A 22,598-nucleotide genomic window follows, 5' to 3' on the forward strand; every position below is an offset into this window, starting at 1 on the left:
GCGGCCGCCCTGCCGGAGCCGTCGTATGCGCCGGCCCCTCAACCGTCATTGCCCGGCGCAGTCCGGGCAATCCGTTGCGGGTTCCGACTTCACCGCTCACGGTTTGGATCACCCGGACTTCGCCGGGTGATGACGACCGATGGATTGGCCGGCGCGGAAACGAAAGGCCGACCCGCGGCTACTGGATCACCAGTTCCGCCTGCAGCGCGCCGGCAGTCTTGATCGCCTGGAGGATCGCGATGATCCCCGTGGGCTTCAGGCCGATGCGATTAAGCCCGCGCACCAGCGTCTGCAGGTCGGAGCCGCCGACGATCGCCATCCGCCCGCCTTCCTCGTTGGCGTCGATGAAGGTGCGCGGCACCACTTCCGTCTGCCCGCGTCTTGCGAAGGGAGCCGGCTGGGAGACCTGCGGCGTTTCCACCACGCGCACGGAGAGATTTCCGTGGGTGACGGCCACCGTCGAGATCTGCACGTTTCGGCCGATGACGACCGTGCCGGTGCGTTCATCGATGACGAGGCGGGCCGGCTGGTCCGGCTGGACCAGCAGTCCCTCGATCTCGGCAATGAAGCGGGTCATGCCGATCCGCTTCGGCATGCGCAGGACGACGGAGCGATAGTCGCGCTCGCGCGCCACCCGCACGCCGTAGCGGTCGCGGGTATAGGTGTTGATGGCATCCGCGACCCGCACCGCCGTGCGGAAATCCGGGTTGTTAAGCTCCAGCACCAGCGCCGGAATATCGGCGAAACGGTCGCCGATCTCGCGCTCGATCAGCGCACCATTGGGAATGCGCCCTGCGGTCGGAGTTCCGTCCGCGAGGCTTTCCGCATCGCCGGCGGCGGAAAAGCCGGAGACCGCAAGCGGGCCTTGCGCCAGCGCATAGACCGAGCCGTCGGCCGCCATCAGCGGGGTGGCGATCAGCGTGCCGCCCTTCAGCGACGTCGCATCTCCGAGCGAGGAGACCGAGACGTCCACCCGACCGCCCTTGCCGATGAAGGCCGGCAGCTCGGCGGTGACGACCACGGCGGCGACGTTGCGGGTCCGGAGCCTGGCGTTGCGCACGTTGACGCCCATGCTGTCGAGCATCGATTGCAGCGATTGCTCGGTGAACGGTGCGTTGCGCATGCTGTCGCCGGAGCCGTTGAGCCCGATGACAAGGCCGTAGCCGACGAGCTGGTTCTCGCGGACGCCCTGCAGGCTGGCGATATCCTTGATCCGCGCCATGGAATGGGCGGGGCCGGCAGCCATCAGGCCGACAAGCAGGCAAAGCAGAAGGCGCATCACTCGTTTCCTATCAGGACCGTGCCGTCCGACTGGACGGTGCCAACGACGGTCAGGCCGCTGTCGAGGTTGCGGACCTTGATCATGTCCCCTGCCCCGCCGTTCTGCATGGCTTCCACCTGCGCCACGATGATGAGCCCGCCATCGTGGAAGACGAGCCGCGTCGGCTGGCCGCGCTTGACGAGTTCCGGGGCGGCCACGGCGTTGAGCGGGATGGGCTGGCCCGGCAACAGGGTGCGCCGCGCCTCCATGCCGGCGAGTTCGTCGCGGCTGACGACGACAGCGAACCGCTGCGTCGTGGCATCGGGAAAACGACGCTCGACGATGAGCCCGGGCTCGATCGCATCGCCTGGATGGATCGTGCGCCGCGGCACGGGCAGATCAACCCCGGCAAACGCCGGGGCGATGTCGATGGCCGTGACGGACACCGAAACGCCCAGCACAAGAGCGGCGAGGCGCGACTGGCATCCCGCCCGACGCCGGCTCGTTGCCTTCGTCTTTGTCCTGACCATGACCGATCCCCTTCGCTCGCCTTGCGCGCCCCTTGCCGGGTCAGCGGATGCCGTTGGAAACTGTGCCGGCCATCTCGTCGGCGGCCTGGATCACCTTTGAATTCATCTCGTAGCCGCGCTGGGCGGTGATCAGCTCGGTGATCTCCTTGACCGGATCGACGTTGGAGCTTTCCAGATAGTTCTGCTTCACCACACCGAAGCCCGGATCGCCGCCCACACCGTCGACCGGCTGGCCGGAGGCGGTCGTCTCGCGGAAGAGATTGCCGCCGACGGGCTCAAGCCCGGCATCGTTCGCGAACGTCGCGAGCGAAAGTTGGCCGAGTTCGCGCGGCTTTACCTCGCCGTCGACGGTCGCATAGACCTGACCGGAGGCGTTGATCGTCACCTTGATCGTTTCGGCCGGGAAGACGATGGCCGGCTCGACCGTGTACCCGTCAAGCGTCACGAGCTGGCCCTGATCGTTCTTGTTGAACGCGCCGGCGCGCGTATAGAGCGCCTCGCCGTCGGGGCCCGTGACCTGGAACCAGCCGCGCCCGTCGATCGCCACATCGAGCGGATTTTCCGTGTTGGTCAGCGTGCCCTGCTGGTGCAGCTTGCGGATCGCCGCCGTGCGCACGCCAAGGCCGAGCCTCACGCCCTCCGGCACTCGGTCCTCGCCGCCGCGGTTCGGCACGCCCTGCAGCCGGTCCACCTGGTAGAGCAGATCCGAGAACTCCGCCCGCGCCCGCTTGTAGGCGGTGGTATTCATGTTGGCGATGTTGTTGGCGATGACCTCGAGATTGGTCTGCTGGGCGCTCATGCCGGTCGCCGCGATCGCAAGCGCTTTCATGTCTCAACTCCTGGTGGGATCGGCCCGGTCCGTTTCGCAGGTCGCGGGCGCGTCGAAATCGTGGATTGGGGAGGCTCCGGCGGGGCGTCAGATCGCCATGCGGGCGACTTCCTGATAGGCGGAGACGACCTTGTCGCGGATGGCGATGGCGGTCTGCAGCGTGGTCTCAGCGGCCATCACGGCTTCCACGACCTGCTGCGCAGACGCCTTGCCGGAAACGCCGGAGATCGCGGCCGCCTCGCCGTCCTTCAGCGTCTGCACGGCTTCCATGGAGACGTTGGCGAGCGCGTCGGAGAAGCTGACCTCGGAGGCGGCCTGCGCGCTTTCCACGCCGCCGGCCGGTTGACCGTAGACGGTTTCGGAGACCTTGCTCGTCGAAGCACCGTCGGTGACGGAGCGCAGGGCGTCGATTGCGTTGATCATCACGAATTCCTCAGAAGGTCGATCGTGCGCATGACCATCGAGCGGGTCTGCGTCATCATCTTCAGGTTGGCCTCGTAGGACCGGCTCGTTTCGCGCATGTCCGCCATTTCGATCAGGATGTTGACGTTCGGCTTCTTGACGTAGCCGTCGACATCGGCGGCCGGATTGCCGGGCTCGTATTCGATGCGGAAGGCGGAATCGTCCTTGCCCACGTCCTTCACCCTGACGAGATCCGCGTTCGCGGCGCGGTTGAACTCGTTCTCGAAGGTCACGGTCTTGCGCCTGTAGGGATCGGAGCCGGCGGTCTTGCCGGTCGAATCCGCGTTGGCGATGTTTTCGGAGACGACGCGCATGCGCTGCGACTGGGCATGAAGCCCGGATGCCGCGATCTTCATTGACGCGCTGAGCGGATCAACCATGGCCTAACCCTTTACCGAGGTGAGCATCATCCGGTGGAACGACTTCAGGATGTTGGTCGTCAGCGCGTGGATCTCGTTGACCTCGGTCGCCTTGACCATTTCCTGTTCGACCGAGACGGAGTTGCCCGAATAGCTGACCTGCCAGCTCTCGCCCTTCTTCACGTCGACGCTTTTGCTCGTCGCCGCGGTGCCGCCCATATGGCCGTCGTGCGTCGCGACCATCGGCATCGCCACGTCGTCGAAGACGGCGGTGAACGGCGTCACGTCCTTGGCGCCGTATCCGGGCGTGTTGGCGTTGGCGATGTTTTCGGCAATCGCCGCCTGGCGCACCGAAAGCCATTCGTTGCGCTGGGAGGCAAGTGAGAACAGGTAGACAGGTTCCACGTACACTCTCCGGGTTTCCTGATGTCGGATACCGGTGTACGTGGCCAAGCTTGTCCGAGGCTGGTCGGGATGGGGATGGGGCCGGCGATAACAACTCCGCAGCCCGCGTTGTCATTCCCGCGCCGGCAGGAATCCCGCAATCCAGCAGCGTTCAGGAACTTGTGCGCGCTGAGGCATCCCCTGCGGGCCGCGCGGCTCCTCCCGGGCGTCACACGACGAAAAAGGGGCGTGAGGCGAAAGCGATCTCTTGCGACGAGGCGGCCAGAACCTTGATGAAATACCGGTGCGGGGGAAGGTTCGCCGGTATGTCGAAGCGGAAGGAGACCGGCGCCCCGCTCCAGGTCGCGACCTCCGGCTGCGGCACCACATCCTGCTGACCGATGATCGAAAGCCTCGGCGCGACGCGAATATCCTCGCCGGCGCCGCCACGCGCGAAGGCCGATGCGGGCGCGCAGCGCAAGGCCAAACGCACGGTGAGGGGACTGCCGGGGCGCGCCCGCCTGTCGCCCTGGATATCGATGCGCTCGATAGCGCCCCCGACGTGCCCGTCCATGACGATGCCGCATTGCGAACAGATCAGAACGTCCCTCTCCTGCCCGGTCAGCGGATGGCGCAATCTCTTGGAGATCGCCCGCTCGCCGCAATAGTCGCATTGGCCGGCGGAGATCGCGCTGGCAAAATATTCCTGGCTCAAGACGTTGGTCAGCCAGACGGGCTTGCACAGGTGCGGCAGCATCGTGTTCATGACGAGATCGCGAGCGTGCGCGCCGGTCGCATGTGCCATCTCCAGCAGCTCTGACACGGCGCGCGGGGCGCCGCCGTCATAGCGACACTGCCCAAGCAGCGCCGAGCATCGCCCGGACATCGGCCCCCGCATGCGGGCGATCTCATCGATCGCGCTGGTCACCGTCTCGTCGTCGAAGCCGAGCAGCCGCCATAATTCCTGCCAGCGATCGAGCGCGGCGAACGCGGCGCGTATCCGCGCGGCGAGATCTTCCAGATCGACGGGGGCAAGCGAATGGTCGCTCAGCGTATCGGGGAACCTGTAAAGCCGCAGCACCAGACGCTCCCGCGCGCCATCGCGCTCGACGCGTTGATCCCACAGCACGGGCTGACACCCGTCCCCCTCCCGCGTGTTGTCGACGGACCAGCCCAAAAGCCCCGCGCGGGCCCGCTCAATCAGGCGCGGGTCGCGGATCTCCACCTCGGCCACGAAGCGCTCGGCGGCCTGGAGCTGCAGGGGAAAATGTTCGGCCGTTACCCGCAACGCCCCGTTCGCGTGCACGCCGGGGCGCGGCTTGGTATCGCCTGGATCGCCGATCCCCAGGAGACTCACATCCTCAATGCCCGACGTCAGAAGAGCACAATTTCCGCGCGAAATGGCGCTGCCAAACGGTTCGCCGGACGCAAAGGCCGAGCCCATGGCGGCCGCCGCCAGCCTGCCGCCGATATTGGAAAAGGGGCTTGAGCAATAGCCGGCGCCCCGGCCGTCGAGAAAGGCGAGGCCAAGGTTGAAGCCGGCATCCAGATTTCCGGTGCCCGGCCTGAAGCCGTTGCACGACAGGAGAACGAGCGTCTGCGCGTTCAGCCGCGCAAGCGGATAAGGATGCGGTCCGCGCGGACAGGGATGGCCGTGCCCGCAAGCCAGGATGCCGGCCTGCGGTGCCGGCGCGTCGCCATCGGCGAGCAAGGTTTCCCGGTTTTGCTGGAGCCCGCACAGCACGAGGCCATCGCCACCATCCGCGCACGCGTCAAGACCGTGCGTGTTGGTGATCAGCACATCGCAAGCCTCGCCCGCCAGGCGCGCGCCCTCCGCCCCCGAAAGGGACGACCAGGCCAGCAGATGCCCGGTCCCGTCCGCGTTGTCATCGAGCGCGGCCCAACGCGACGCCGTGCGCTGCGGGCTAAGGATCCGGTACCGCCCCGCAGGCGCCTCGCGAGCCCGGCCGAGCGCATAAGCGATGATCTTGGCGGCGAGCCAGGCGATCGTAACAACATCGCGCGCCGTAATCAGGGTCGTGCAAGGAAGGCTTGCAGCGGCCTCATCGCGGATCGCATTCCGGCTGGCATCAAGAACGGCCCAGCCCAGCGCGAAAGCCGCCGCCCCCGGGGGAACCAGAAGGGCTGTTGGTCGGCCGCTCCGCAGGTCCTCTGGCGACGGCGTGTGCACGGTTGCCGTACCACCAGTAACGGCCTCTCCAGAACCGGGGGCCCCAGTACCGGGCCCCAAAGTCGTGGGGGCCCAAGCCGTGGGGGCCCAAGTCGCGCTGCCTGTCGTCCATTGCGCCAGAAGGTTGAAAATTGCCAGGAGGTCTGTTGCCTCCCCGCCCGCTGCCGTTTGCGCCTCGCCGGATTGCGGGTTCGCGACGGGGCAGCCGAAGAGGTTGAAATGCAGCGGCTTTTCCAGCGAGGCCGCCACGATCTCGTCCGTCGGGGGAGACAGTTCCAGCCTTGCGGAGGCCTGTACGCGCGTCCGTAGGAGACGCCGTTCGCTTGCGGGCGCCTGTCGCGGCCCGCTCTTGTCATCCGCCGAGCCGGCGGCAAGTGCCATCCCGGCCGAGCACGCTGCGCCGGCTGAGATCGGCATGGGGCGTGACCCGGGATCCGCTCCGTAAACGCGGCTGGTCCCAAGCCCGGTGCCATTTTCCGGGCAAACGGCATCTTTCAGCCCGGCAATGTCACTTTGAGCCGCGAAGTCGCCTTGAACCGCGAAGTCACCTTGAGCCGCAAAATTTTCTTGCGCGACAAGGGCTCCTTGCGCGGCGATGTCTGAGAAATCACAAACCGAAACCGCCGCGCAAGATGACAGGGTCGACGCGATCGCCTCCCGATCGCCGCGACGCGCGACGAACGGGATCAGTCCCCGCGCGTGACTGATCCTGACAATCGCACGATATTCGGAAAAGTCCGCACACCGTACGAGATGCGCGGCCTTTGCCGCCATCAAGGGGACGCCGTATCGCTGCCCCTACCAGCAGGCGACAACGTCAGCCGCTGCGCCGGATCGCACCAGATCGATATTGATCTTCGCCAGATCCGACTGAAGCTCCTTGATCTTCGCGATGACTTCCAGCTTGGAAGCGAACTTGTCCCGGACCTTGGCATCCATCTTATCTTCACCCATATTCCCACTCCTTTCAAAGCTCTGATACAAATAGGCAACTAGACAACGTCTAATCTTACCTTGGGGCATCCTGCAAATCAACGGGATTCTCTTGCCCTTGAACGCGCGGAGCGGGCGCTCATGAATAGTCGGGAATTGTCGCGCCGATGTCCCGGGCGATCGCCGTGGAGCGCATGATCTTGACCGCCGCCGGAAGGTTCAGGCCACGGCGCGCAAGGTCGAGTCCCGTGCCGAAGGGGCGCAAAGATCCCCCCTCGCCGCCGGTTTTCGCATCGCCGAACGCGGAACCTGCCACGGGATCCTTGGCGGGAAACATGCAAGGGTCGATCGTCATGTAGCCTACGAGCGAAAGGTCCTGCGGCCGTTCAAGGCCCAGCACAGCGTTCGTCACGACGATCATCCGGCGATAGTAGTGATCTTGCTTGCGGCCGCCGGAGACGGCCAGATTGGGCAGGTAGGACAGCGCCAGCAGGCTCAGATAGACGCCGGGCCAGATGCGGCCGCACCGCAGAGAGCAGCCTATGTCCTCCGGTGTCAGGGCAATGCGTAGGCTCCCGCCCTCCAGGGCTCCTCCACGCTCTTCCAACCGGACCAAGCGTCGACCCTCGACCCCCCAGAACAGAAACGACCCGTGGTCGTCGCCCCAGGCGCACAGGACGCCGTGCAGACCGGCCCGCAACCGCGCACGCACCTCTGGTTCGAACAGCAAGCGCCAAAGCGCCCGGTCACCGATCTCGATAAGCGCGACAAGCATACGCGCCGCCGCACTCTCAAGGGGAGTGACTCGCAGATCAAGGCGCGCGTCATCGTCGCCAATCCGCCAGGAGCGCGCGATCGCCTCCATGACCGACGCCATCTGATGGGCATAGGTCTGCACCTCGCTGCCCGCAAAACAGGGCCGCAAATAGCCGTGCTCCTCGAACAGCGCCTCCAGATCGGGATGATCGCCGAGGGAGACCGGCGGCAACAGCAGGGAGCTGGCCTTGCGCAGGGCCTGCGGAAACAGGTTGTGGCGCTTTCTGGACACCACGTCTCCTGGCCGGAAGAAACCACGCGGATACTGGCGATTGTCCAACGGCACCAATGCCCCGCCCAGAATTCGGATGGCGCGCAGTTCAGCCACCGGTCGTATGGTCGCGATTGCCATTTGCGGCAGAACGAATGACACGGAATCGGCAACGTTGAACGGCGCTAGATGCTCGGCGGTTGAGACGATGTCGCCCGCACGCAGCCCGACGATTTCTCGAACGATTTCACGATAGGCGGCGCCGTCTTCGGCGCGCGCCAGCAGTCGCTTTCGTAGGTCCAGATGGTGCGAGAAGACGGACGACATCGGGCTGAGCACTCCACCAGCTTTGACTGCGCGAAACGGGGGGGGGGGGCGCCCCCACGAGGGAAACAGCTGCGCGATTCAAACCATCGATCCGAGGCTCATCGACCAACTGTGCCATTACGGGTGGCGGACGGGCACTCTTGTGGATATTCATTCGGCCCCTCCGGCGAGTGCTGAAGCTTGGCAACTCCAGTCTCCTCGGTCAGGCCCGAATGGACGAGCTGTTGAGAGCTCACATCTAGGTGGTGTCCTCCTCCAGCCAGGCGATGGTGTCGCCGTACCAGCGGAAGGGCCTGACCGTCAGGGCGGCGAGAGGCGCGCAGTTGGCGCGGCCGTCGGTCATGGCAAAGCGCACGGCGTGCCAGGCGCATTCAAGCTGGCCTTCCCGCGTAAGCGCCCCGTTGACAGCAAGATCCGCGCCCATATGCGGACAGTGACGGGCCACCACACCAAGCTGCGAACCCATCCGGACGAAACAGGAGGATTGAGAAGCCGCCACGACGTCGCCGCTGAGCTCCTGCGGCCGCACCACCCGCGTCTGCATCCGCAACCCGGCCGCCTGCGCGAGCGCGGCCAGATCGTCCAGGCATTCGGGCGCCCCCTCGTCCGTCAATATGGCGCGCGCGAGATCGGCCAATTGACGTGAAATCTCCCCGCGCGCTTCTCGCAGCGCGGCCGTCGCGGCGGGATCCGCACCGATGTCATGAGGTCTGACGGGCGCCAGGCGTCGCTTCAGGCGGCGGTGCAGGTGCCGCAGATAGGCCATGTTCGCTCGGGCCGGCAGGCTGCCCGACAGTGGGGCGCGCCGGCTTAGGGCGGCCTCGCTCACATAGGCGATCCAGCCAGTGCCTTGTCCGTATTTCGGCCGGCCGAGCGACAACCGGGCACTCACGGCCACGCGTGTTTCCTCCGTAACGTTCAGGGCCGAGGAATGGACCTGCTCGCCGGCGAAGCACACGATGTCGCCGGGATCGAGCTTGAAGCCCACCGGCCGGCCGAGCCATTGGTCGGGTCGCACGCTCAGGCCGTCGCGCGGGATGTCCATCCTGTAGGCGGCGGGATAGAGCAAGACGCCGTTATCGGGCCGAACCGGTCCCACCGCCGCCCACAGGTTGACCGAGTTGTGGCAGTGGGAGAACCAGCTGTCGCGGTGCGGCCTGTGAACCACGAGATGACCGGGATAGGCGTCGAACTCACCCGGCCGCTCCTGCGTGATATGTGCCGGGGTCATCATCCTCACCCACAGATGATCGGGTCCGTAGAGATTGGTTGTCTCGGGCGCGAAGCAGCGACTGAAATTGCAGATGATCTCGGCCGCGAACGGCCGCAGGATGTCCGTCAGGGCGGCGAGCAGCATTTTCAGCTCGCTCGCGGGTACCGCCTCGTGCAGCTTCTCAAGCCCGCGCTGACGCAACATGGCCTGCGCTTCGGTGCCGATCTTCGCCCCCACCTGCGCAAGGATGGTGTCGTTCAGCCTGTCGAAGACGCCAAGGCGCTGCAACCCGGATCGGATGACCACGATCTCCCCATCGAGAATGGCCCGCAGGTCGGGCCGTGGCGTCTCATCCGGGCCGAATTCCCTGATCATCGGCAATGCTCCTGCGTCATCCGAAGCGTTGATCCCATCAGGTGGTCTCGCGATAGTGCAATGTGACACCGAGGGCGCCCGACGCCGGATCGGCGAGAAGACTGTAAGCCTGCGCAGCGTCCTCGACGGCGAAACGATGGGTGTGGAGCGACGCCGGATCGACGCCGCCCGCCGCAACCAGTTCCACGGCTTCGGCCAGATTATCGTCGACAAGGGACTGACCGGGCGGCGGCGGATAGGAGACATGGCCGCTCACGTAAGCGGCGTCGCGATAGCCGTAGCCTGCGTGGGCGGCGTTCAACACGTCGATGTTGCCGAGCGTGACGTCAAACGCGACGCGGGTCTCCAGACGCCCCACGACGACGATACGGCCGATCGGCCGACCATTGGGTTCTCGGCGCAGGGATGCCGCGCACCGGGCGAGGATGTCGTCATGCCGGCCGCTCAGCGTGAGGACTATGATGTCGATGTCGCGCGCGGGCCGGGTTTCCCATCCGGTCGGACCGGCGACGACCTGAAAGTCGGCGCGCGTGCGCGTCATCCGGCCGACATCGATATCGCTGAGACCCAGATCGGCGCCGCCGAGCCGCAGTGTCCGGGCGACCAGATGGCCGACCAGCCCCGCCCCGATCACCAGGGCCGACGTGCCCGCGACCGGCCCAGCGCGCGCTCGTGCGTGCAAGGCGGTGCATATCAGCGCCGCGAAAACACCATGTTCGAAATCGACGTCATCTGGCAGGCGCCGGCACAGACGTTGTGGCACAGCGACGATCCCGGCATGCAGCGCATGCCCCCACCCCATCGCCACGACCCGGTCGCCCGCAGAAAGCCCCTCCACCCCCGCCCCCGTCTCGATGACCGTTCCGCTGGAGCAATAGCCGAGCGGCATGGGCACGCCCCGCCGGCCCGCTTCGCCGCGATAATGAAGCTCGGTGCCGGGACTGATCAGGCTGCAGGAAGCCGCAATCAGCACATGGCCGGAAGCCGTTTGCGGCGGCGCCGTCTCCTCCACGACGATCTCGCCCGATGCCGATGCCAGGACGCGTTTCATACGCCCTCCGGCATTTCGAACGTCCGGTCCGGGACTGGGGTGTGACGGACGGCCCCACCGATGACAACGCCATCAGACCCGGCGGCCGGCTTCACCATCAAAAGACCGCGACGGTGCGCTCCGGCCGCACCCTGCAGGACAGTCAGCCGGCCGGCCGTGCCAAACCCGACCAGATGGGCGAGCGACGCCGCCGCCCCGCCCGTCGCCCGGTCCTCCCCCCCGTCGAGCGAGGTGGTGAACACCCGCAGACGGAGACGGGACAGCGAGAGGCGGGCGTAAAAGCACAGCCCGTCGACGTCGTTTGCCGCCAGCAGCGCGCGCGCCAGATCGGGCGCGATGTCGATGTCGTCAAGGTCGCGCGGCGTGCTCATCTCCACGAATATGCGGCGGCGTCCGGCATCGACCCGCATGGGCGCGCCGGCGAAGGACGGCAAACAAAGCCGCTCCCCCGCCCGGATCGCGACCTTGCGGGCCTCGAAGTGACGATGTGGCAGCGCTACCCATTCCAGCACCCCGTCGCCGGGTGTGGCTTCGATCCGATAGCGCCTGCCGCCGACATTGATCGGGACCACCGCGTCCGCCGTCACCTTGTTCGCACGCCGGAGCGCGGCGGCGGCGGCCAGAAGGCTCTGGACGCAAAATCCGATCCGCTCATGGGGCGAATAGGTTTCGCCCCTCCATTCGCGCGCCCGCGGGTCGAAGTCCAGAAAGATGGTGTCAGGCAAATCGAGGTGCCGCGCGATCGACTGCATGTGGCAGGGATCGGGCGCGCCGCCCTCGATGAAAAGAACGCCGGTCTCGTTTCCCCGCGCCCCCGCCCCACCGAAGACATTGACCTGCTGGAAGTGGGCCTCAACCATTACTGAGCTCCGCGACGGCCGCCGTCTCGCGCACGACCCCGGTGCCCAGAACGGCCATTACCTCGCCGAAGCGTAGAAAGGATTCCGCAAAGCAATCTCCCTCTGTGATCCGTGAAGGCGCGTCCAGGGTCGCGGCCAGTACGGCGGCGCTCATGGCGATGCGGTGGTCGCCATATCCGTCCACCCGGCCGGGATGAAGCGGCACACCGCCCGTGCATCTCAGGCCATGGCCGATCCGTTCGATCCGGGCGCCGAAACCCGACAGCATGGCACGCGTGGTTTCCAGCCGGTCGGTTTCCTTGAACACCAGTTCCGCTGCATTTTCGATCGACGAGGTGCCGGGGATCCGGGTCGCCAGCGCAAAGGCGAGCGGGATTTCGTCGATCATCCCCTGCACGATGCGGTCGTTGTCGATATGGAACGGCTTCAACGCGTCCCCCGCCGCGATTTCAAGGGACCCGGTGGGTTCGCCGGCCCGGACCGTGACATCCCCCGTCACCACCTCCGCGCCGCAGGAGCGCAGCACGTCGTAAAATCCCAGCCGGGTGGGGTTCAGGCACAGGCCATCAAGATGCAGCGTCCCGGACCGCGCGGCCATCAGGTGAAAGGCGGCAACGTATGCAGCCGCAGAGGGGTCGCGCGGGATCTCCACGGTGTCGGGCAGTGACAGCTCGACACCCTCCATCTCGATGACGTCATCGATGCACGAAAGCGGCGTGCCGCCGGCGCGCAGGATCCGTTCCGTGTGGTCGCGCGACGTGCCGCGTGTCAGCACGCGCAGCTTCACGCGCGCGGCGGCGGCGGCGAAAAGCACGGCTGATTTCGCCTGCGCGCTGGCGACCTCCATCGTCACCGTACCCGGATGCAGCCGCGCGGGGTGGAGACGCAGCGGCAAATGGCCCGGCTTGTCGAGATAGTCGATCCGCGCGCCCATCTCGCGCAGCGGCGTCACCACCCAGTCCATTGGCCTGGCCCGCAGGCTGGAGTTTCCATCGATGATCGCGGCCCGCCCGACACCGGCGAGGATGCCGCACATCATTCGGGCGGCGGCGCTGGACCCGCCGAAATGAAGCAGCGGCGGCGGTTCCGCCGCATGTTGCGCCTCGCCGGAGGGATCTGCGCGGGGGGCTCCACCGCCGGGCGCTAACGTGCCGCTCACCGTCCATCGCCCGTTCTTTTTTTCACATCGCACGCCGAGGAGGTTCAGCGCATCGACCAGGACGGAAACGGTGGCACCCTCGTTCAGGCCGAGGATGGAGACGGGCCGGGCACACAGGGCGGCCGCGATCAGCACGCGCTGCGAGACCGACTTGTCGCCCGGTAACAGCGCACTCACATCGGCGCCCGAAGGCTTCCTGCCGGGAAACAAACACAGATCCCGGCTCATGGGCGCTCTCCCAGGTCAAGACGACCAAGGGCGCTTGTCAGTTCCAGCGTCCGGGTCACGATCCGCTCGAAGATCATCTGTCCCTTGGCGGCATTCGCATAGGTCGGGTCGCCGGTCAGCGACCGCTGTCCCGGACGTCTGTCGACTGACCGGATCCATTCGCCGCTTTCCGGCTCGGCGAAGAGATCGTCCGCCCCCAGCGCGATCCCGGCTTTTCCGCACCCGGCTTTCGCGTGACCATCCCTCGCGTGGCGGGTCTGCCCGCAACCGGTCTGGACGGTCTTGGCTGGGGGTATCGGCGCATAGTTTTGCCCGGGCAGCAGAAACTGGACCATCGAGGTCTGTATCTCGCTGGCATGACCTTCGCTGCGCGAAGTGGAGATCTGCCTGGCCAGGGTCACAGCGAGATCGAGCCAGTCGCAATAGATGCTCCTGGTCCCGGTGCTATATTCGATCTCGCGCAGGCCCGTCACGGTCGCCTCGCGGTTTTCGTCGTGGCCGGACATGACGAACAGGCGCCGCAGGCCGAACCGGCTGGCGTCCCGAGCGATGCTTTCGACAATGTCGGCGAGCGTGTGGCTCGACACGCCGACGGAACCGGGCCAGCCGCGGTACTTGAAATTGAACCCTACCGGAAAAGCGGGAAACAGCCACAGCCCGGTGCCCCGCCGCGCGACTTCAGTGAGAATGGCCTCGCAGATCAGCCTGTCTGTTCCAAGCGGCAAATGGCCGTGGGGTTCGAAGCTGCCGAACGGCACGAGCAGAATATCGCGCGGAGAGATGGCGTTGAGGTCCGCCTCGGTGCACATGTCGAGCCGGACCGGTGGCTTTTCCCGTGCCCACCTCTCCTCTTCCGCCCCCTCTCCAGTCCGGGTCCCTATCTTCGCCTCGGCCGGATTCGCGACCAGCGCATCATCATCGATCGGCGATATCGTCTCATGGTAGTCCGGAATTGGCCCCGCCGGCACAGCCACCTGCTGCCCCTCATAGAAGGCCCGCCGGTTGCGCTTTCGCAAAAGTCCAAGGTGAAGATCCTCCGCCACGGCCGAAGACCACGCCTCGAGCCGGCCGCTCTCGCGCGCCTGCGCGACGATCCGGGCCCCCAGATCCGTACGCACGATGATCGAGCCGTATTTCTCCCGCCGCAACCCGGCGTCCTGGCTGGAGATGAAGATATTGGGATCGCCGTCGCATATGCTGATATCGGCGAGACCGGAAAGCCAGTCGCCGCAGGACAGGCAACGATGGGTCTTGAAGTCCTTGAAATGCCGGATCGCCCGCCATACCGGTTCGGCCCGGCGCGTGCCCGATTTGGTGACAACCGCGAATTCGCCCGGATATCCGTTGTCCCGGTATTTGACGTTCGCAACGTTGTCGAGCGCGATCCCCATCTCTGCCTCGATGAAAGTTTCCGTTCCCTTGGGCAAAGTGTTGGAAGAACAGGCGATTTCGATCAGGCCCCCGATGCGCTGCCGTGCGCGGCGGCCGATCTGCGAGGGATGGCGCTGTAGCTTGCGGATCGCCTGGATGTGGCAGGCAAGACCGACGACGGCGATGCGGGCGGAGCTGCGCGGGCTTTGCAGGACCTCGCGCAAGGCACTCAGATGCGGCGAGAGCTGATAGGTGGCCTGGGCGCAGGCGATGAGGTCGTCCTCATTCGTGCAAAGCACCGGCTGCGCGCGCCACGGGCGGGCGCTCTCGCGTCCGCATGCGAGCACGGCGCTCGCCAGGCCCAGACGCAAGGTCTCGGCGGCCAGCGCCGTGACCCCGCCGCCGCTGGCGGAGGCCTCGCGCATATCGGCTCGCCCGGCCCGCCCGCCCAGAATTTCTTCGGTGATGCCAAGCCAACGCTCGTCGTCGCGGCGCGTGCGGCCGAACAGCTCGAGTTCCGAACGCGGCGTGTCGGGCTCAGCGCCAGGACAAACCTCAGCACACAGGTTGCAGGCGCCACAGGCTTCCACCTTGGCGTGGTCACGCAGGAGCGGGATCTTGGTGTCGTCGCGACACGATATGAGGCCCTCCGGACACACGGCCTCGCACAGACCGCATTGCGCACACAGATCCGGATTGATCACATCCGTGGCCAGCGCCTGAAATGTCATGCGTGTCTATCCTGCAAGCGGTCCGCGATCGTAGCGATGGTATCGGCGAGAAACGCGCATTCGCCGTCGTCCATGGTGAGTGGCGGCGTCAGCTTGATCGTCGCACCCGACCGGCCGCCGCCGCGCAGCACCAAACGCGCGGCACGCGCTTCGGCGAGAAACGACAGCGCGGCGGCCGGATCAGGCTGGCCATCGGCGTCGCAACACTCGAACGCGAGCATGAGCCCGGAGCCGCGCGGGGCACCGATGCGGCCGCTGGCGCGCGAGATCCCGGCAAGCCTGTGGCGCAACACCGCCCCAAGCCGCGCGGCCGAATGCCATGGCTGTGTGTCGGCCATCGTTTTCAGCACCGCGCGACCGGCGGCGCAGGCCATCGGATGGGCTGCGAAGGTCGAGCTGTGTGCGCCGGGCGGCAACACCGACATGATATCGCGAGACCCCAGCACGGCGGACACCGGTATCCCGTTGCCCAGCGCCTTGCCGACGACGAGGAGATCCGGGAGGCAGGTCTCGTCCCCGGCAACGAAGCAACGTCCGGTGCGCCCGAACCCGGTATAGATCTCGTCAAAGATCAAAACCGCCTGGATGCGGTCCGCAAGCCGCCTGAGACCTTTCAGAAAGGCAGAGCCTGCGACGAACACGCCCTCGGCACACTGCACCGGCTCCACAACGATTGCGGCCGGCGGCCCACTTTCGCGCGCACGTGCGGCGATGGACGTCTCAAGCGCGTCGAGAGCGGCGGCCGCGCTGTCCTCGTCCGCCAGAGCGGCGAACAACGTGCCGGTGTCGCGCAGCGCACTGTAGCGACGGAACCCCTCCCTCCAGGTCACGCTGAGCGCCCCGGCGGTCTTGCCATGAAAGCCGCTTTCGAAAGCGGCCGACCAATGCCGGCCCGTCGCCGCATGGGCTATTTTCAACGCTGCTTCGATCGCCTCCGCCCCGGTCACGCAGAAGAGCGCCTGGCCCTCCGCGATGGGAGAGAAGGCGACCAGCGATCTGGCGAAATCCTCGCGGATGTCGATTGCGATGTTCCAGCCCAGATGCAGGGTTCGCCGCAATTGCCGCTCGCAGGCGGCAATGACCGCCGGGTGCGCGTGGCCCAGATTGACCGCGCCGCTGCCTGCCGTGGCGTCGAAATGCGAGCGGCCGTGGACATCGGTCAACCAGCAGCCGGCGGCAGTCGCCACGACGAGGTCTCCGCTGGCGTGACGCGGATCAAGCGAGGGGGCCTCGTACGAGCTCGCGGATGAGTCTCCGGGCGATGCCATGACGGGTGCGGCTTGGGCGGGCATGGATTGAGCGGACGAGGACATGATGGACGCGGCCTTCGCGAGTGACGAATGGGCGGGTGAAGAATGGGCGGATAAGGATTTGGCGGATGGGATGCGCCACAACGGCGGGGTTCTGAAAGCGCGGCCCGTGGAGGATCGCGGAGGAGCGCAGAAGCGGTTCGCGCGTCATCGCCGGACCGGATCTCGGGCGAACGGGGCTCGGGCGGACGGGTGAAATCGGAACGCGATACCTGAACACCATTTTCGGCCCAGACTTTTAGGACACGGGATCCACAAGGCTCATCATCGAAACATGCGGGCAGGTGCCGGGGTCGTTGGAGACGACTTCATGCCAATTGTAGGTGTCGCGACCGCCATTCAGGCGCGCGAACGCCTCCTCGCACAGCGCCTCTATCTCGGCCGCTCCCATTTCCGAATTGCTGGCCGTGGCCATGCCCTGGCTGCCTTGCGACCAGTCCGCCTCGTCGATCACCATGCGATAGGCGCTCATCTGGTCGTAAAGCGGGGTGCCGGGCATCAGCGCGATGGGCGACACCACGTTCCATTCGGCGTCCAATGCCTCCAGGAACGCGATGGTCTCAAGCACCATTTCTCGCGTTTCGCCCGGTAGCCCGACGATCGAATAGGCCACGCGGTTGAGCCCCGCCTGCCTGGCTGCCTCCATGGCGCTCACCACGTGATGCCGCCGGTTGCCTTTTCGGATCAGCTTCAGCGTCGTGTCATGCGAGGATTCCACGCCGAACAGGACATGCGAACAGCCCGCCGCCCGCATCTTGCGGAACAAAGCGACATCGACGCCGTTGCTCTTGGAAAAGCAGCGCCAGCGGAAGCGCAGGCCGCTCTCGATGATCGCGTCGCAAATTTTGTGAACCCAGTCGTTGCGCGAGGTGAAATTGCTGTCGTAGATGTTGATGTATTCAAAGCCTTTGTCGCGCACGAGGAACGTCAGTTCCGACATAACGCGCTCCAGCGGCAGATACCGCACGCGCGGCATGGTGAAACCCGACGAACAGAAGATGCAGCGCGCGTTGCAGCCGCGCTGGGTAATGATCGACATGCGCTTGTAAATTCGCCGATAGGCGTCGAGATCGTATAGATCGTAGGCGGTCGGGGGATAATCGGTGATGGTGAGGTCGGCGCGCGGCCGGCAATAGGGCGGATCGGCCCGATGGTAGCCCACCCCCGGAATGTCGCCGGGGACATGCCCCTCGGCGATACCACGGCAAAGCGCGGTGGCGGCCGCTTCCCCCTCCCCCGCGACGGAATAGTCGAACTGAGGGTCCTCAAGCGTCATCTGCGGCGCGTCGGTGACATGGACCCCGCCGATGAGGAGAGGCAGGTCCGGCCACGTAGCGCGTATCTTCTCCGCCAGTCTACGGCAGGTTGGATACGTCATCGTCACCGCGGTGAAGCCGACAATGTCGGGCGGCTCCGCTTTCAGCAAGTCGAGCACGGTCGCGTCATCGTCCTCGGCGACGCCCATGATCGGCAGATCGAGAATTCTCACCGAGAAACCCGCCGCCCGCAGCGCCGATGCGACGCATCCCACGCCCATGGGCGGATAAAGATCGGGCATCGCCGCCAGCTTCGCGCCGGTTCGCTTTTGCCACGATGGATTTATGAGTGTTACGTTCGAGCAATTCATTCAAAGGCCTCAATAGCCTCAGCACGAATAGTAATTGACTTTTTGAATGCGATATTAAATTTTCAAAATAGTAGCATACGTTGTCTTAAAGAGCAATATCCTGCTTTCAGAAGTCATTAGCGGAAAGACATGCGGGCGGTCCTTGATAAGGACTGGATCGGACCGAGGCCCGGCTAGGTTCCGGCGGGCCCGGCGCCGAATGTCCGATGTATTCGCAGCCGCACTGAGCGTGACTTGACCCAGAGGAATACCGCCCTGCGGCTTTGAACCGTGTGAGGGTGCGGAAGGGAGGCCGCCCCGAGGGTCTGGAGTCCGTGCGGGAGCACGAGCCCCCTCATCGCCCCCGCCGCCCCTGAACAGGTGCTTGGGACCAGTGCCCCCGCCCATCATGGGCGGGAGCACTTGCCGTGCCACAAGCCTTGATCTGTTCCATCTTCCGGATGAGGCTGCCGATCAGATCCCCGGCACGGCCCAGGTGATGTCCCGTTTCCTACCGCACCAGAATGTTTCGGAACTGCCAGGGATCGGAGGTGTCGATGTCCTCGGGAAAGAGGCCGGGACGGTCGTCGAGCGGGGTCCAGTCGGTGTAGTAGCCCTTGACCGGACCCAGATAGGGCTTCTGGATCTCCAGACAGCGCTGGAAGTCCATCTCGTCGGTCTCCACGATGCCCGCTTGCGGGTTTTCCAGCGCCCAGACCATGCCGGCGATGACGGCGGAGGTCACCTGCAGCCCGGTGGCATTCTGGTAAGGGGCGATCTCGCGGGTTTCCTCGATGGAAAGCTGGGAGCCGAACCAGTAGGCGTTTTTCTCATGGCCGTAGATCAGGACGCCGAGTTCGTCGCAGCCGGAAACGATCTCGTCCTCCTCCAGAAGATGGAACGTCTCCTGGATCTTGCCGGCCCGACCGAACAGCTCGTGCAGGGAAAGCACCGCACAGTTGGCCGGATGGTAAGCGTAGTGGCAGGTCGGCCGGTAGACCGCCTTCCCGTTCTCGCGAACCGTGTAGTAATCGGCGATGGAAATGGACTCGTTGTGGGTGACGAGGAAGCCGTACTGCGCACCCGGCGTCGGGCACCACGTTCGTACGCGCGTGTCGGCGCCCGGCTGCTCCAGATAGATCGCCGCCTGACAGCCCTTCTCGTGCGTGTGCGCCGATTTCGGCATCCACTTCTCGTGCGTGCCCCATCCGAGCTCCGCCGGCTGGAAGCCCTCCGCGATGAAGCCATCCACCGACCAGGTGTTCCAGAACTCGTCAAGCGGCTTGGGCGTATCGGCAAGCTGCGTGTCGCGCTCGGCGATGTGCACGCCCTTGACGCCCAGATCGCGCATCAACGCGGCCCAGCCCTCGCGGCTCGTCGGCACCTCGGTCGAACGGCCCGTGTCGCGGGCGATGTCGATCAGTCCCTGCTTGACGAACCACGACACCATGCCGGGGTTGGCGCCGCAGCAGGAAACGGCCGTCGTGCCGCCGGGGTTGTTGCGCTTTTCCGCACGCACCGCCTCGCGCAGGGCATAGTTGGTGCGCTGCGCATTGTCGGCCTCGGCGTCGAAATAGAAACCGAGCCACGGCTCCGTCACCGTGTCGATGTAGAGCGCGCCGATCTCCCGGCAGAGTTTCATGATGTCGAGCGAAGAAGTGTCGCACGACAGGTTCACGCAGAAGGCCTGCCCCTCGCCTTCGCTGAGCAGCGGCGTCAGCACGTCCCGGTAGTTCTCCGGGGTCAGCGTGGTGTCCTGATAGCGGTAGCCGCGCTCGTCCACCAGCGCGCGGCGGCTGGTGTCGGGCGAGATGACGGTGAAACGCGACTTGTCGAAATCGAAGTGGCGTTCGATCAGGGGCAATGTACCGGACCCGATGGATCCGAGGCCGATCATGACGATCGGACCGGTTATCGTTGCGTGAACAGGCCAATCGGCCATCATTGTCCTCCGTTCTGTTGGAAGAAGGCGCAGAGCGCGTCATTCGCCCGCGACAGTAAGGCGGGACCATGGCTTGCTGCTCATGAAGCGAATACGGGACAGGTTTCCCGCGGCGGCTGGGTAAAGGCTTAGGCAAGCCGCGTCGCGGCTGTCAACCGACAAGCCCCGCAAGCCGCCGAACAGGCGGCCGAAAAGACGGCCAAACCGCGCGCGCGGCAAAGCGGGCGGTCGCGATCTCGCGTCCGCCCGTTCCGCCTGTCGGGGCTCGCGGGGCCTGAAGCGGCCCCAGCCGTCATGATGTCAGCGCAGCGGCGGCCAGGGCCCCAGAGACATCGCCATCTCCTCCGCGTCCGAAGCGGTCCAGCGCGCACCGGCGAGCGGGGCCGCGGCACGCAGCGTGCCAAAGGCACCTTCCAGCACCCCGTCGGCGAGTTCCAGCGCCAGCAGCCGGCGCTGTTCGTAGGCGCCCGGCATGGCGAGCGCGCCGGTGTGGGCGGCGGTAAAGCCGAAACGCGCGTAATACGCCGGCTCGCCGACCAGAATCACCGCACCGTGCCCGCCGACAGCGGCGCGGTTCAGCGCCATGCGCATCAACCGACCGCCGAGCCCCGCCCCCTGCAACGCAGGGGACACCGCGAGCGGCCCGAGCAGCAGTACCGGCCGGCCATCGCCCGTTTCCGCCCGCCACAGTCGCACGGTCCCGACGAGCACGTCTCCATCCATCGCCGACAGGGCGATTTCCGGCAGGCGCCCCTCGCGCAGCCGTTCCGACGGCTTCTCGAAACGCGCCTGGCCGAAAACCAGGTCGAGCAGCTCCTCGCGCGCGGCCATATGCCACGGCGCCTCGTCGATGACGTCAATCATCGCACCCGTCCCTCGGCCGGTCAGATGACGTAGGCGGCGAGCGGCGCAAAGCCGTTGAAGCCGACCGACGAATAGGTGGTCGTGTAGGCGCCGCAGGCCTCGATCAGCACCTTGTCGCCGATCGACAGCGACACGGGCAGCTCATAAGGCACCTTTTCGTAGAGCACGTCGACGCTGTCGCAGGTCGGGCCCGCGAGCACGCACGGCGCGGTCTCGTCGCCGTCGCGCGGGGTGCGGATCGGATAGCGGATCGCCTCGTCCATGGTCTCGGCCAGTCCGTGGAACTTGCCGATGTCGAGATAGACCCAGCGCAGGCTGTCCTCATCCGACTTCTTCGAGATCAACACGACCTCGGCCTCGATCATGCCGGCATTGCCGACCATGCCGCGGCCCGGCTCGATGATCGTCTCCGGCAGGCGATTGCCGAAGTGGCGCGACAGGGCCTGGAAGATCGCCTCGCCGTAGGAAGCGACGCCCGGCATCTTCTTCAGGTAGTCGGTCGGGAACCCGCCGCCCATGTTGACCATGGACAGATGAATGCCGCGCGTCGCCATCTCGCGGAAGATCGCGGCGGCAGAGGCCAGCGCGCCGTCCCAGGCGTCGACGTTGGACTGCTGGGAACCGACGTGGAAGGAGATGCCATAGGCGCGAAGCCCAGAGCGATGCGCAAGCTCCAGCACCTTCGGCGCCATCGCCGGCTCGCAGCCGAATTTGCGCGACAGCGGCCAGTCGGCGCCCGCACCGTCGCACAGGATGCGGCAGAACACGCGGGAACCGGGGGCAACGCGGGCGACCTTCTCCACCTCGGCCTCACAGTCGACGGCGAAAAGGCGCACGCCGAGCTGATAGGCGCGCTCGATATCGCGCTCCTTCTTGATGGTGTTGCCGTAGGAGATGCGTTCGGCGGTGGCGCCGGTCGCCAGCACCATCTCGATTTCGCCGACGGAGGCACAATCGAAGGAGGAACCGGCGCGCGCCAGCAGGTTCAGCACTTCCGGCGCCGGATTGGCCTTCACCGCGTAGAAGACGCGGGTGTCGGGCAGCGCGCGGGCGAAGGCTTCGTAGTTTTCGCGGATCACGTCGAGGTCGACGACGAGGCAGGGGCCGTCGTTTCGTCGGGTACGCAGGAAGTCGCGGATGCGTTGGGTCATGGCGTTTTCCCAATCCATTTCACGTATCACGTCGCTGGAGTGCGGATGCGACCTCGCCTTGCCTGCGCTGTGGAGACGCCGGCAATAGCTGCAGTTCATCGCGCGGTCGGTCGAGCCATCGGTCAGAACCGAAAAGCCGTCCCGCGTGTGATGCCTTGGCTTGGAAAGGGGAAGACCCTTCCGCACGGCCGGCAAGGAGGTAATAAGTGCCTCTTCAGTGACCCCGGGCGTTGGAAAACCCGGAAGAGACCAAAAAAGCCCTCTTACGTCGTTGCTTTAAGCCGTCCGGTGTGCCGCAGGCGGTGGGAAGCCCCTCCCCGCTGCGACGGCCCTTGTTCAGTGTGGACGACCACGGGCACGTGCGAATTTGGGCGCGATTCAAATCGCTCCGTTTGCTCTCGATTGCAAGAGGCAATTTTTGCAAGCGACGCTTT

Annotated in this window: 19 protein-coding genes; all 19 read right to left on the reverse strand. The window is 65.9% G+C overall.

Annotated features, from left to right (window positions below):
* Nucleotides 1-178: 178 nt before the first annotated feature.
* Complete coding sequence (gene flgI, locus V2L18_RS11720) at nucleotides 179-1,279, reverse strand: flagellar basal body P-ring protein FlgI (protein ID WP_336178438.1); 1,101 nt, start codon at nucleotides 1,277-1,279, stop codon at nucleotides 179-181.
* Nucleotides 1,279-1,791, reverse strand: coding sequence for a flagellar basal body P-ring formation chaperone FlgA (flgA, locus tag V2L18_RS11725; RefSeq protein ID WP_336178439.1), 513 nt, complete (start codon nucleotides 1,789-1,791; stop codon nucleotides 1,279-1,281). Before flgA ends, flgI begins: the two co-directional genes overlap by 1 nt.
* Nucleotides 1,792-1,831: 40 nt before the next feature.
* Nucleotides 1,832-2,620, reverse strand: coding sequence for a flagellar basal-body rod protein FlgG (flgG, locus tag V2L18_RS11730; protein ID WP_336178440.1), 789 nt, complete (start codon nucleotides 2,618-2,620; stop codon nucleotides 1,832-1,834).
* 87 nt (nucleotides 2,621-2,707) lie between these two features.
* Nucleotides 2,708-3,043, reverse strand: coding sequence for a flagellar hook-basal body complex protein FliE (locus tag V2L18_RS11735; RefSeq protein WP_336178441.1), 336 nt, complete (start codon nucleotides 3,041-3,043; stop codon nucleotides 2,708-2,710).
* Complete coding sequence (gene flgC / locus V2L18_RS11740) at nucleotides 3,043-3,462, reverse strand: flagellar basal body rod protein FlgC (protein WP_336178442.1); 420 nt, start codon at nucleotides 3,460-3,462, stop codon at nucleotides 3,043-3,045. The genes V2L18_RS11735 and flgC overlap by 1 nt, the downstream gene beginning before the upstream one ends.
* Before the next feature lie 3 nt (nucleotides 3,463-3,465).
* The gene (gene flgB, locus V2L18_RS11745) at nucleotides 3,466-3,852 is read right to left on the reverse strand and encodes a flagellar basal body rod protein FlgB (protein WP_336178444.1); all 387 of its coding nucleotides are present in this window, start codon (nucleotides 3,850-3,852) and stop codon (nucleotides 3,466-3,468) included.
* Between the two features lie 202 nt (nucleotides 3,853-4,054).
* Nucleotides 4,055-6,433 (reverse strand): hypothetical protein, encoded by a 2,379-nt coding sequence (locus tag V2L18_RS11750; protein ID WP_336178445.1) that lies wholly within the window; start codon nucleotides 6,431-6,433, stop codon nucleotides 4,055-4,057.
* 381 nt (nucleotides 6,434-6,814) lie between these two features.
* Nucleotides 6,815-6,970: a hypothetical protein gene (locus tag V2L18_RS11755; RefSeq protein WP_336178446.1), complete on the reverse strand. Its 156-nt coding sequence runs from the start codon at nucleotides 6,968-6,970 to the stop codon at nucleotides 6,815-6,817.
* Between the two features lie 118 nt (nucleotides 6,971-7,088).
* Entirely contained in the window at nucleotides 7,089-8,303 is a 1,215-nt protein-coding gene (locus V2L18_RS11760; protein ID WP_336178447.1) for a hypothetical protein, read from the reverse strand.
* A gap of 238 nt (nucleotides 8,304-8,541) precedes the next feature.
* Nucleotides 8,542-9,891, reverse strand: coding sequence for a Rieske 2Fe-2S domain-containing protein (locus V2L18_RS11765; protein WP_336178448.1), 1,350 nt, complete (start codon nucleotides 9,889-9,891; stop codon nucleotides 8,542-8,544).
* A 37-nt stretch (nucleotides 9,892-9,928) separates the two neighbouring features.
* Nucleotides 9,929-10,942 (reverse strand): zinc-binding alcohol dehydrogenase, encoded by a 1,014-nt coding sequence (locus V2L18_RS11770; RefSeq protein WP_336178449.1) that lies wholly within the window; start codon nucleotides 10,940-10,942, stop codon nucleotides 9,929-9,931.
* A complete protein-coding gene (locus V2L18_RS11775; protein ID WP_336178450.1) occupies nucleotides 10,939-11,802 on the reverse strand; it encodes a PhzF family phenazine biosynthesis protein in 864 nt (287 codons plus the stop codon). The genes V2L18_RS11770 and V2L18_RS11775 overlap by 4 nt, the downstream gene beginning before the upstream one ends.
* Nucleotides 11,795-13,189, reverse strand: a complete 1,395-nt coding sequence (locus V2L18_RS11780; RefSeq protein ID WP_336178451.1) for a hypothetical protein — start codon at nucleotides 13,187-13,189, stop codon at nucleotides 11,795-11,797. Before V2L18_RS11780 ends, V2L18_RS11775 begins: the two co-directional genes overlap by 8 nt.
* Nucleotides 13,186-15,291: a creatininase family protein gene (locus V2L18_RS11785; RefSeq protein WP_336178452.1), complete on the reverse strand. Its 2,106-nt coding sequence runs from the start codon at nucleotides 15,289-15,291 to the stop codon at nucleotides 13,186-13,188. The genes V2L18_RS11780 and V2L18_RS11785 overlap by 4 nt, the downstream gene beginning before the upstream one ends.
* Entirely contained in the window at nucleotides 15,288-16,478 is a 1,191-nt protein-coding gene (locus V2L18_RS11790) for an aspartate aminotransferase family protein (protein WP_336178453.1), read from the reverse strand. The genes V2L18_RS11785 and V2L18_RS11790 overlap by 4 nt, the downstream gene beginning before the upstream one ends.
* A 361-nt stretch (nucleotides 16,479-16,839) precedes the next feature.
* Entirely contained in the window at nucleotides 16,840-18,159 is a 1,320-nt protein-coding gene (locus V2L18_RS11795; RefSeq protein WP_336178454.1) for a radical SAM protein, read from the reverse strand.
* Between the two features lie 559 nt (nucleotides 18,160-18,718).
* The gene (locus V2L18_RS11800) at nucleotides 18,719-20,149 is read right to left on the reverse strand and encodes a homospermidine synthase (protein WP_336178455.1); all 1,431 of its coding nucleotides are present in this window, start codon (nucleotides 20,147-20,149) and stop codon (nucleotides 18,719-18,721) included.
* Between the two features lie 300 nt (nucleotides 20,150-20,449).
* Nucleotides 20,450-21,013 (reverse strand): N-acetyltransferase, encoded by a 564-nt coding sequence (locus tag V2L18_RS11805; protein ID WP_336178456.1) that lies wholly within the window; start codon nucleotides 21,011-21,013, stop codon nucleotides 20,450-20,452.
* 20 nt (nucleotides 21,014-21,033) lie between these two features.
* Entirely contained in the window at nucleotides 21,034-22,164 is a 1,131-nt protein-coding gene (locus tag V2L18_RS11810; protein WP_336178457.1) for a type III PLP-dependent enzyme, read from the reverse strand.
* Between the last annotated feature and the right edge of the window lie 434 nt (nucleotides 22,165-22,598).

Source organism: Breoghania sp. JC706, from assembly GCF_037026715.1.
Taxonomy (GTDB): Bacteria; Pseudomonadota; Alphaproteobacteria; order Rhizobiales; family Stappiaceae; genus Breoghania.

What these genes read in the sequence shown, in the direction of transcription:
- flgI (WP_336178438.1), bottom strand. Translation starts at nt 1,279, where the DNA reads ATGCGCCTTCTGCTTTGCCTGCTTGTCGGCCTGATGGCTGCCGGCCCC.
- flgA (WP_336178439.1), bottom strand. Translation starts at nt 1,791, where the DNA reads ATGGTCAGGACAAAGACGAAGGCAACGAGCCGGCGTCGGGCGGGATGC.
- flgG (WP_336178440.1), bottom strand. Translation starts at nt 2,620, where the DNA reads ATGAAAGCGCTTGCGATCGCGGCGACCGGCATGAGCGCCCAGCAGACC.
- V2L18_RS11735 (WP_336178441.1), bottom strand. Translation starts at nt 3,043, where the DNA reads ATGATCAACGCAATCGACGCCCTGCGCTCCGTCACCGACGGTGCTTCG.
- flgC (WP_336178442.1), bottom strand. Translation starts at nt 3,462, where the DNA reads ATGGTTGATCCGCTCAGCGCGTCAATGAAGATCGCGGCATCCGGGCTT.
- V2L18_RS11750 (WP_336178445.1), bottom strand. Translation starts at nt 6,433, where the DNA reads ATGCCGATCTCAGCCGGCGCAGCGTGCTCGGCCGGGATGGCACTTGCC.
- V2L18_RS11755 (WP_336178446.1), bottom strand. Translation starts at nt 6,970, where the DNA reads ATGGGTGAAGATAAGATGGATGCCAAGGTCCGGGACAAGTTCGCTTCC.
- V2L18_RS11760 (WP_336178447.1), bottom strand. Translation starts at nt 8,303, where the DNA reads ATGTCGTCCGTCTTCTCGCACCATCTGGACCTACGAAAGCGACTGCTG.
- V2L18_RS11765 (WP_336178448.1), bottom strand. Translation starts at nt 9,891, where the DNA reads ATGATCAGGGAATTCGGCCCGGATGAGACGCCACGGCCCGACCTGCGG.
- V2L18_RS11770 (WP_336178449.1), bottom strand. Translation starts at nt 10,942, where the DNA reads ATGAAACGCGTCCTGGCATCGGCATCGGGCGAGATCGTCGTGGAGGAG.
- V2L18_RS11775 (WP_336178450.1), bottom strand. Translation starts at nt 11,802, where the DNA reads ATGGTTGAGGCCCACTTCCAGCAGGTCAATGTCTTCGGTGGGGCGGGG.
- V2L18_RS11780 (WP_336178451.1), bottom strand. Translation starts at nt 13,189, where the DNA reads ATGAGCCGGGATCTGTGTTTGTTTCCCGGCAGGAAGCCTTCGGGCGCC.
- V2L18_RS11785 (WP_336178452.1), bottom strand. Translation starts at nt 15,291, where the DNA reads ATGACATTTCAGGCGCTGGCCACGGATGTGATCAATCCGGATCTGTGT.
- V2L18_RS11795 (WP_336178454.1), bottom strand. Translation starts at nt 18,159, where the DNA reads ATGCCCGATCTTTATCCGCCCATGGGCGTGGGATGCGTCGCATCGGCG.
- V2L18_RS11800 (WP_336178455.1), bottom strand. Translation starts at nt 20,149, where the DNA reads ATGGCCGATTGGCCTGTTCACGCAACGATAACCGGTCCGATCGTCATG.
- V2L18_RS11805 (WP_336178456.1), bottom strand. Translation starts at nt 21,013, where the DNA reads ATGATTGACGTCATCGACGAGGCGCCGTGGCATATGGCCGCGCGCGAG.
- V2L18_RS11810 (WP_336178457.1), bottom strand. Translation starts at nt 22,164, where the DNA reads ATGACCCAACGCATCCGCGACTTCCTGCGTACCCGACGAAACGACGGC.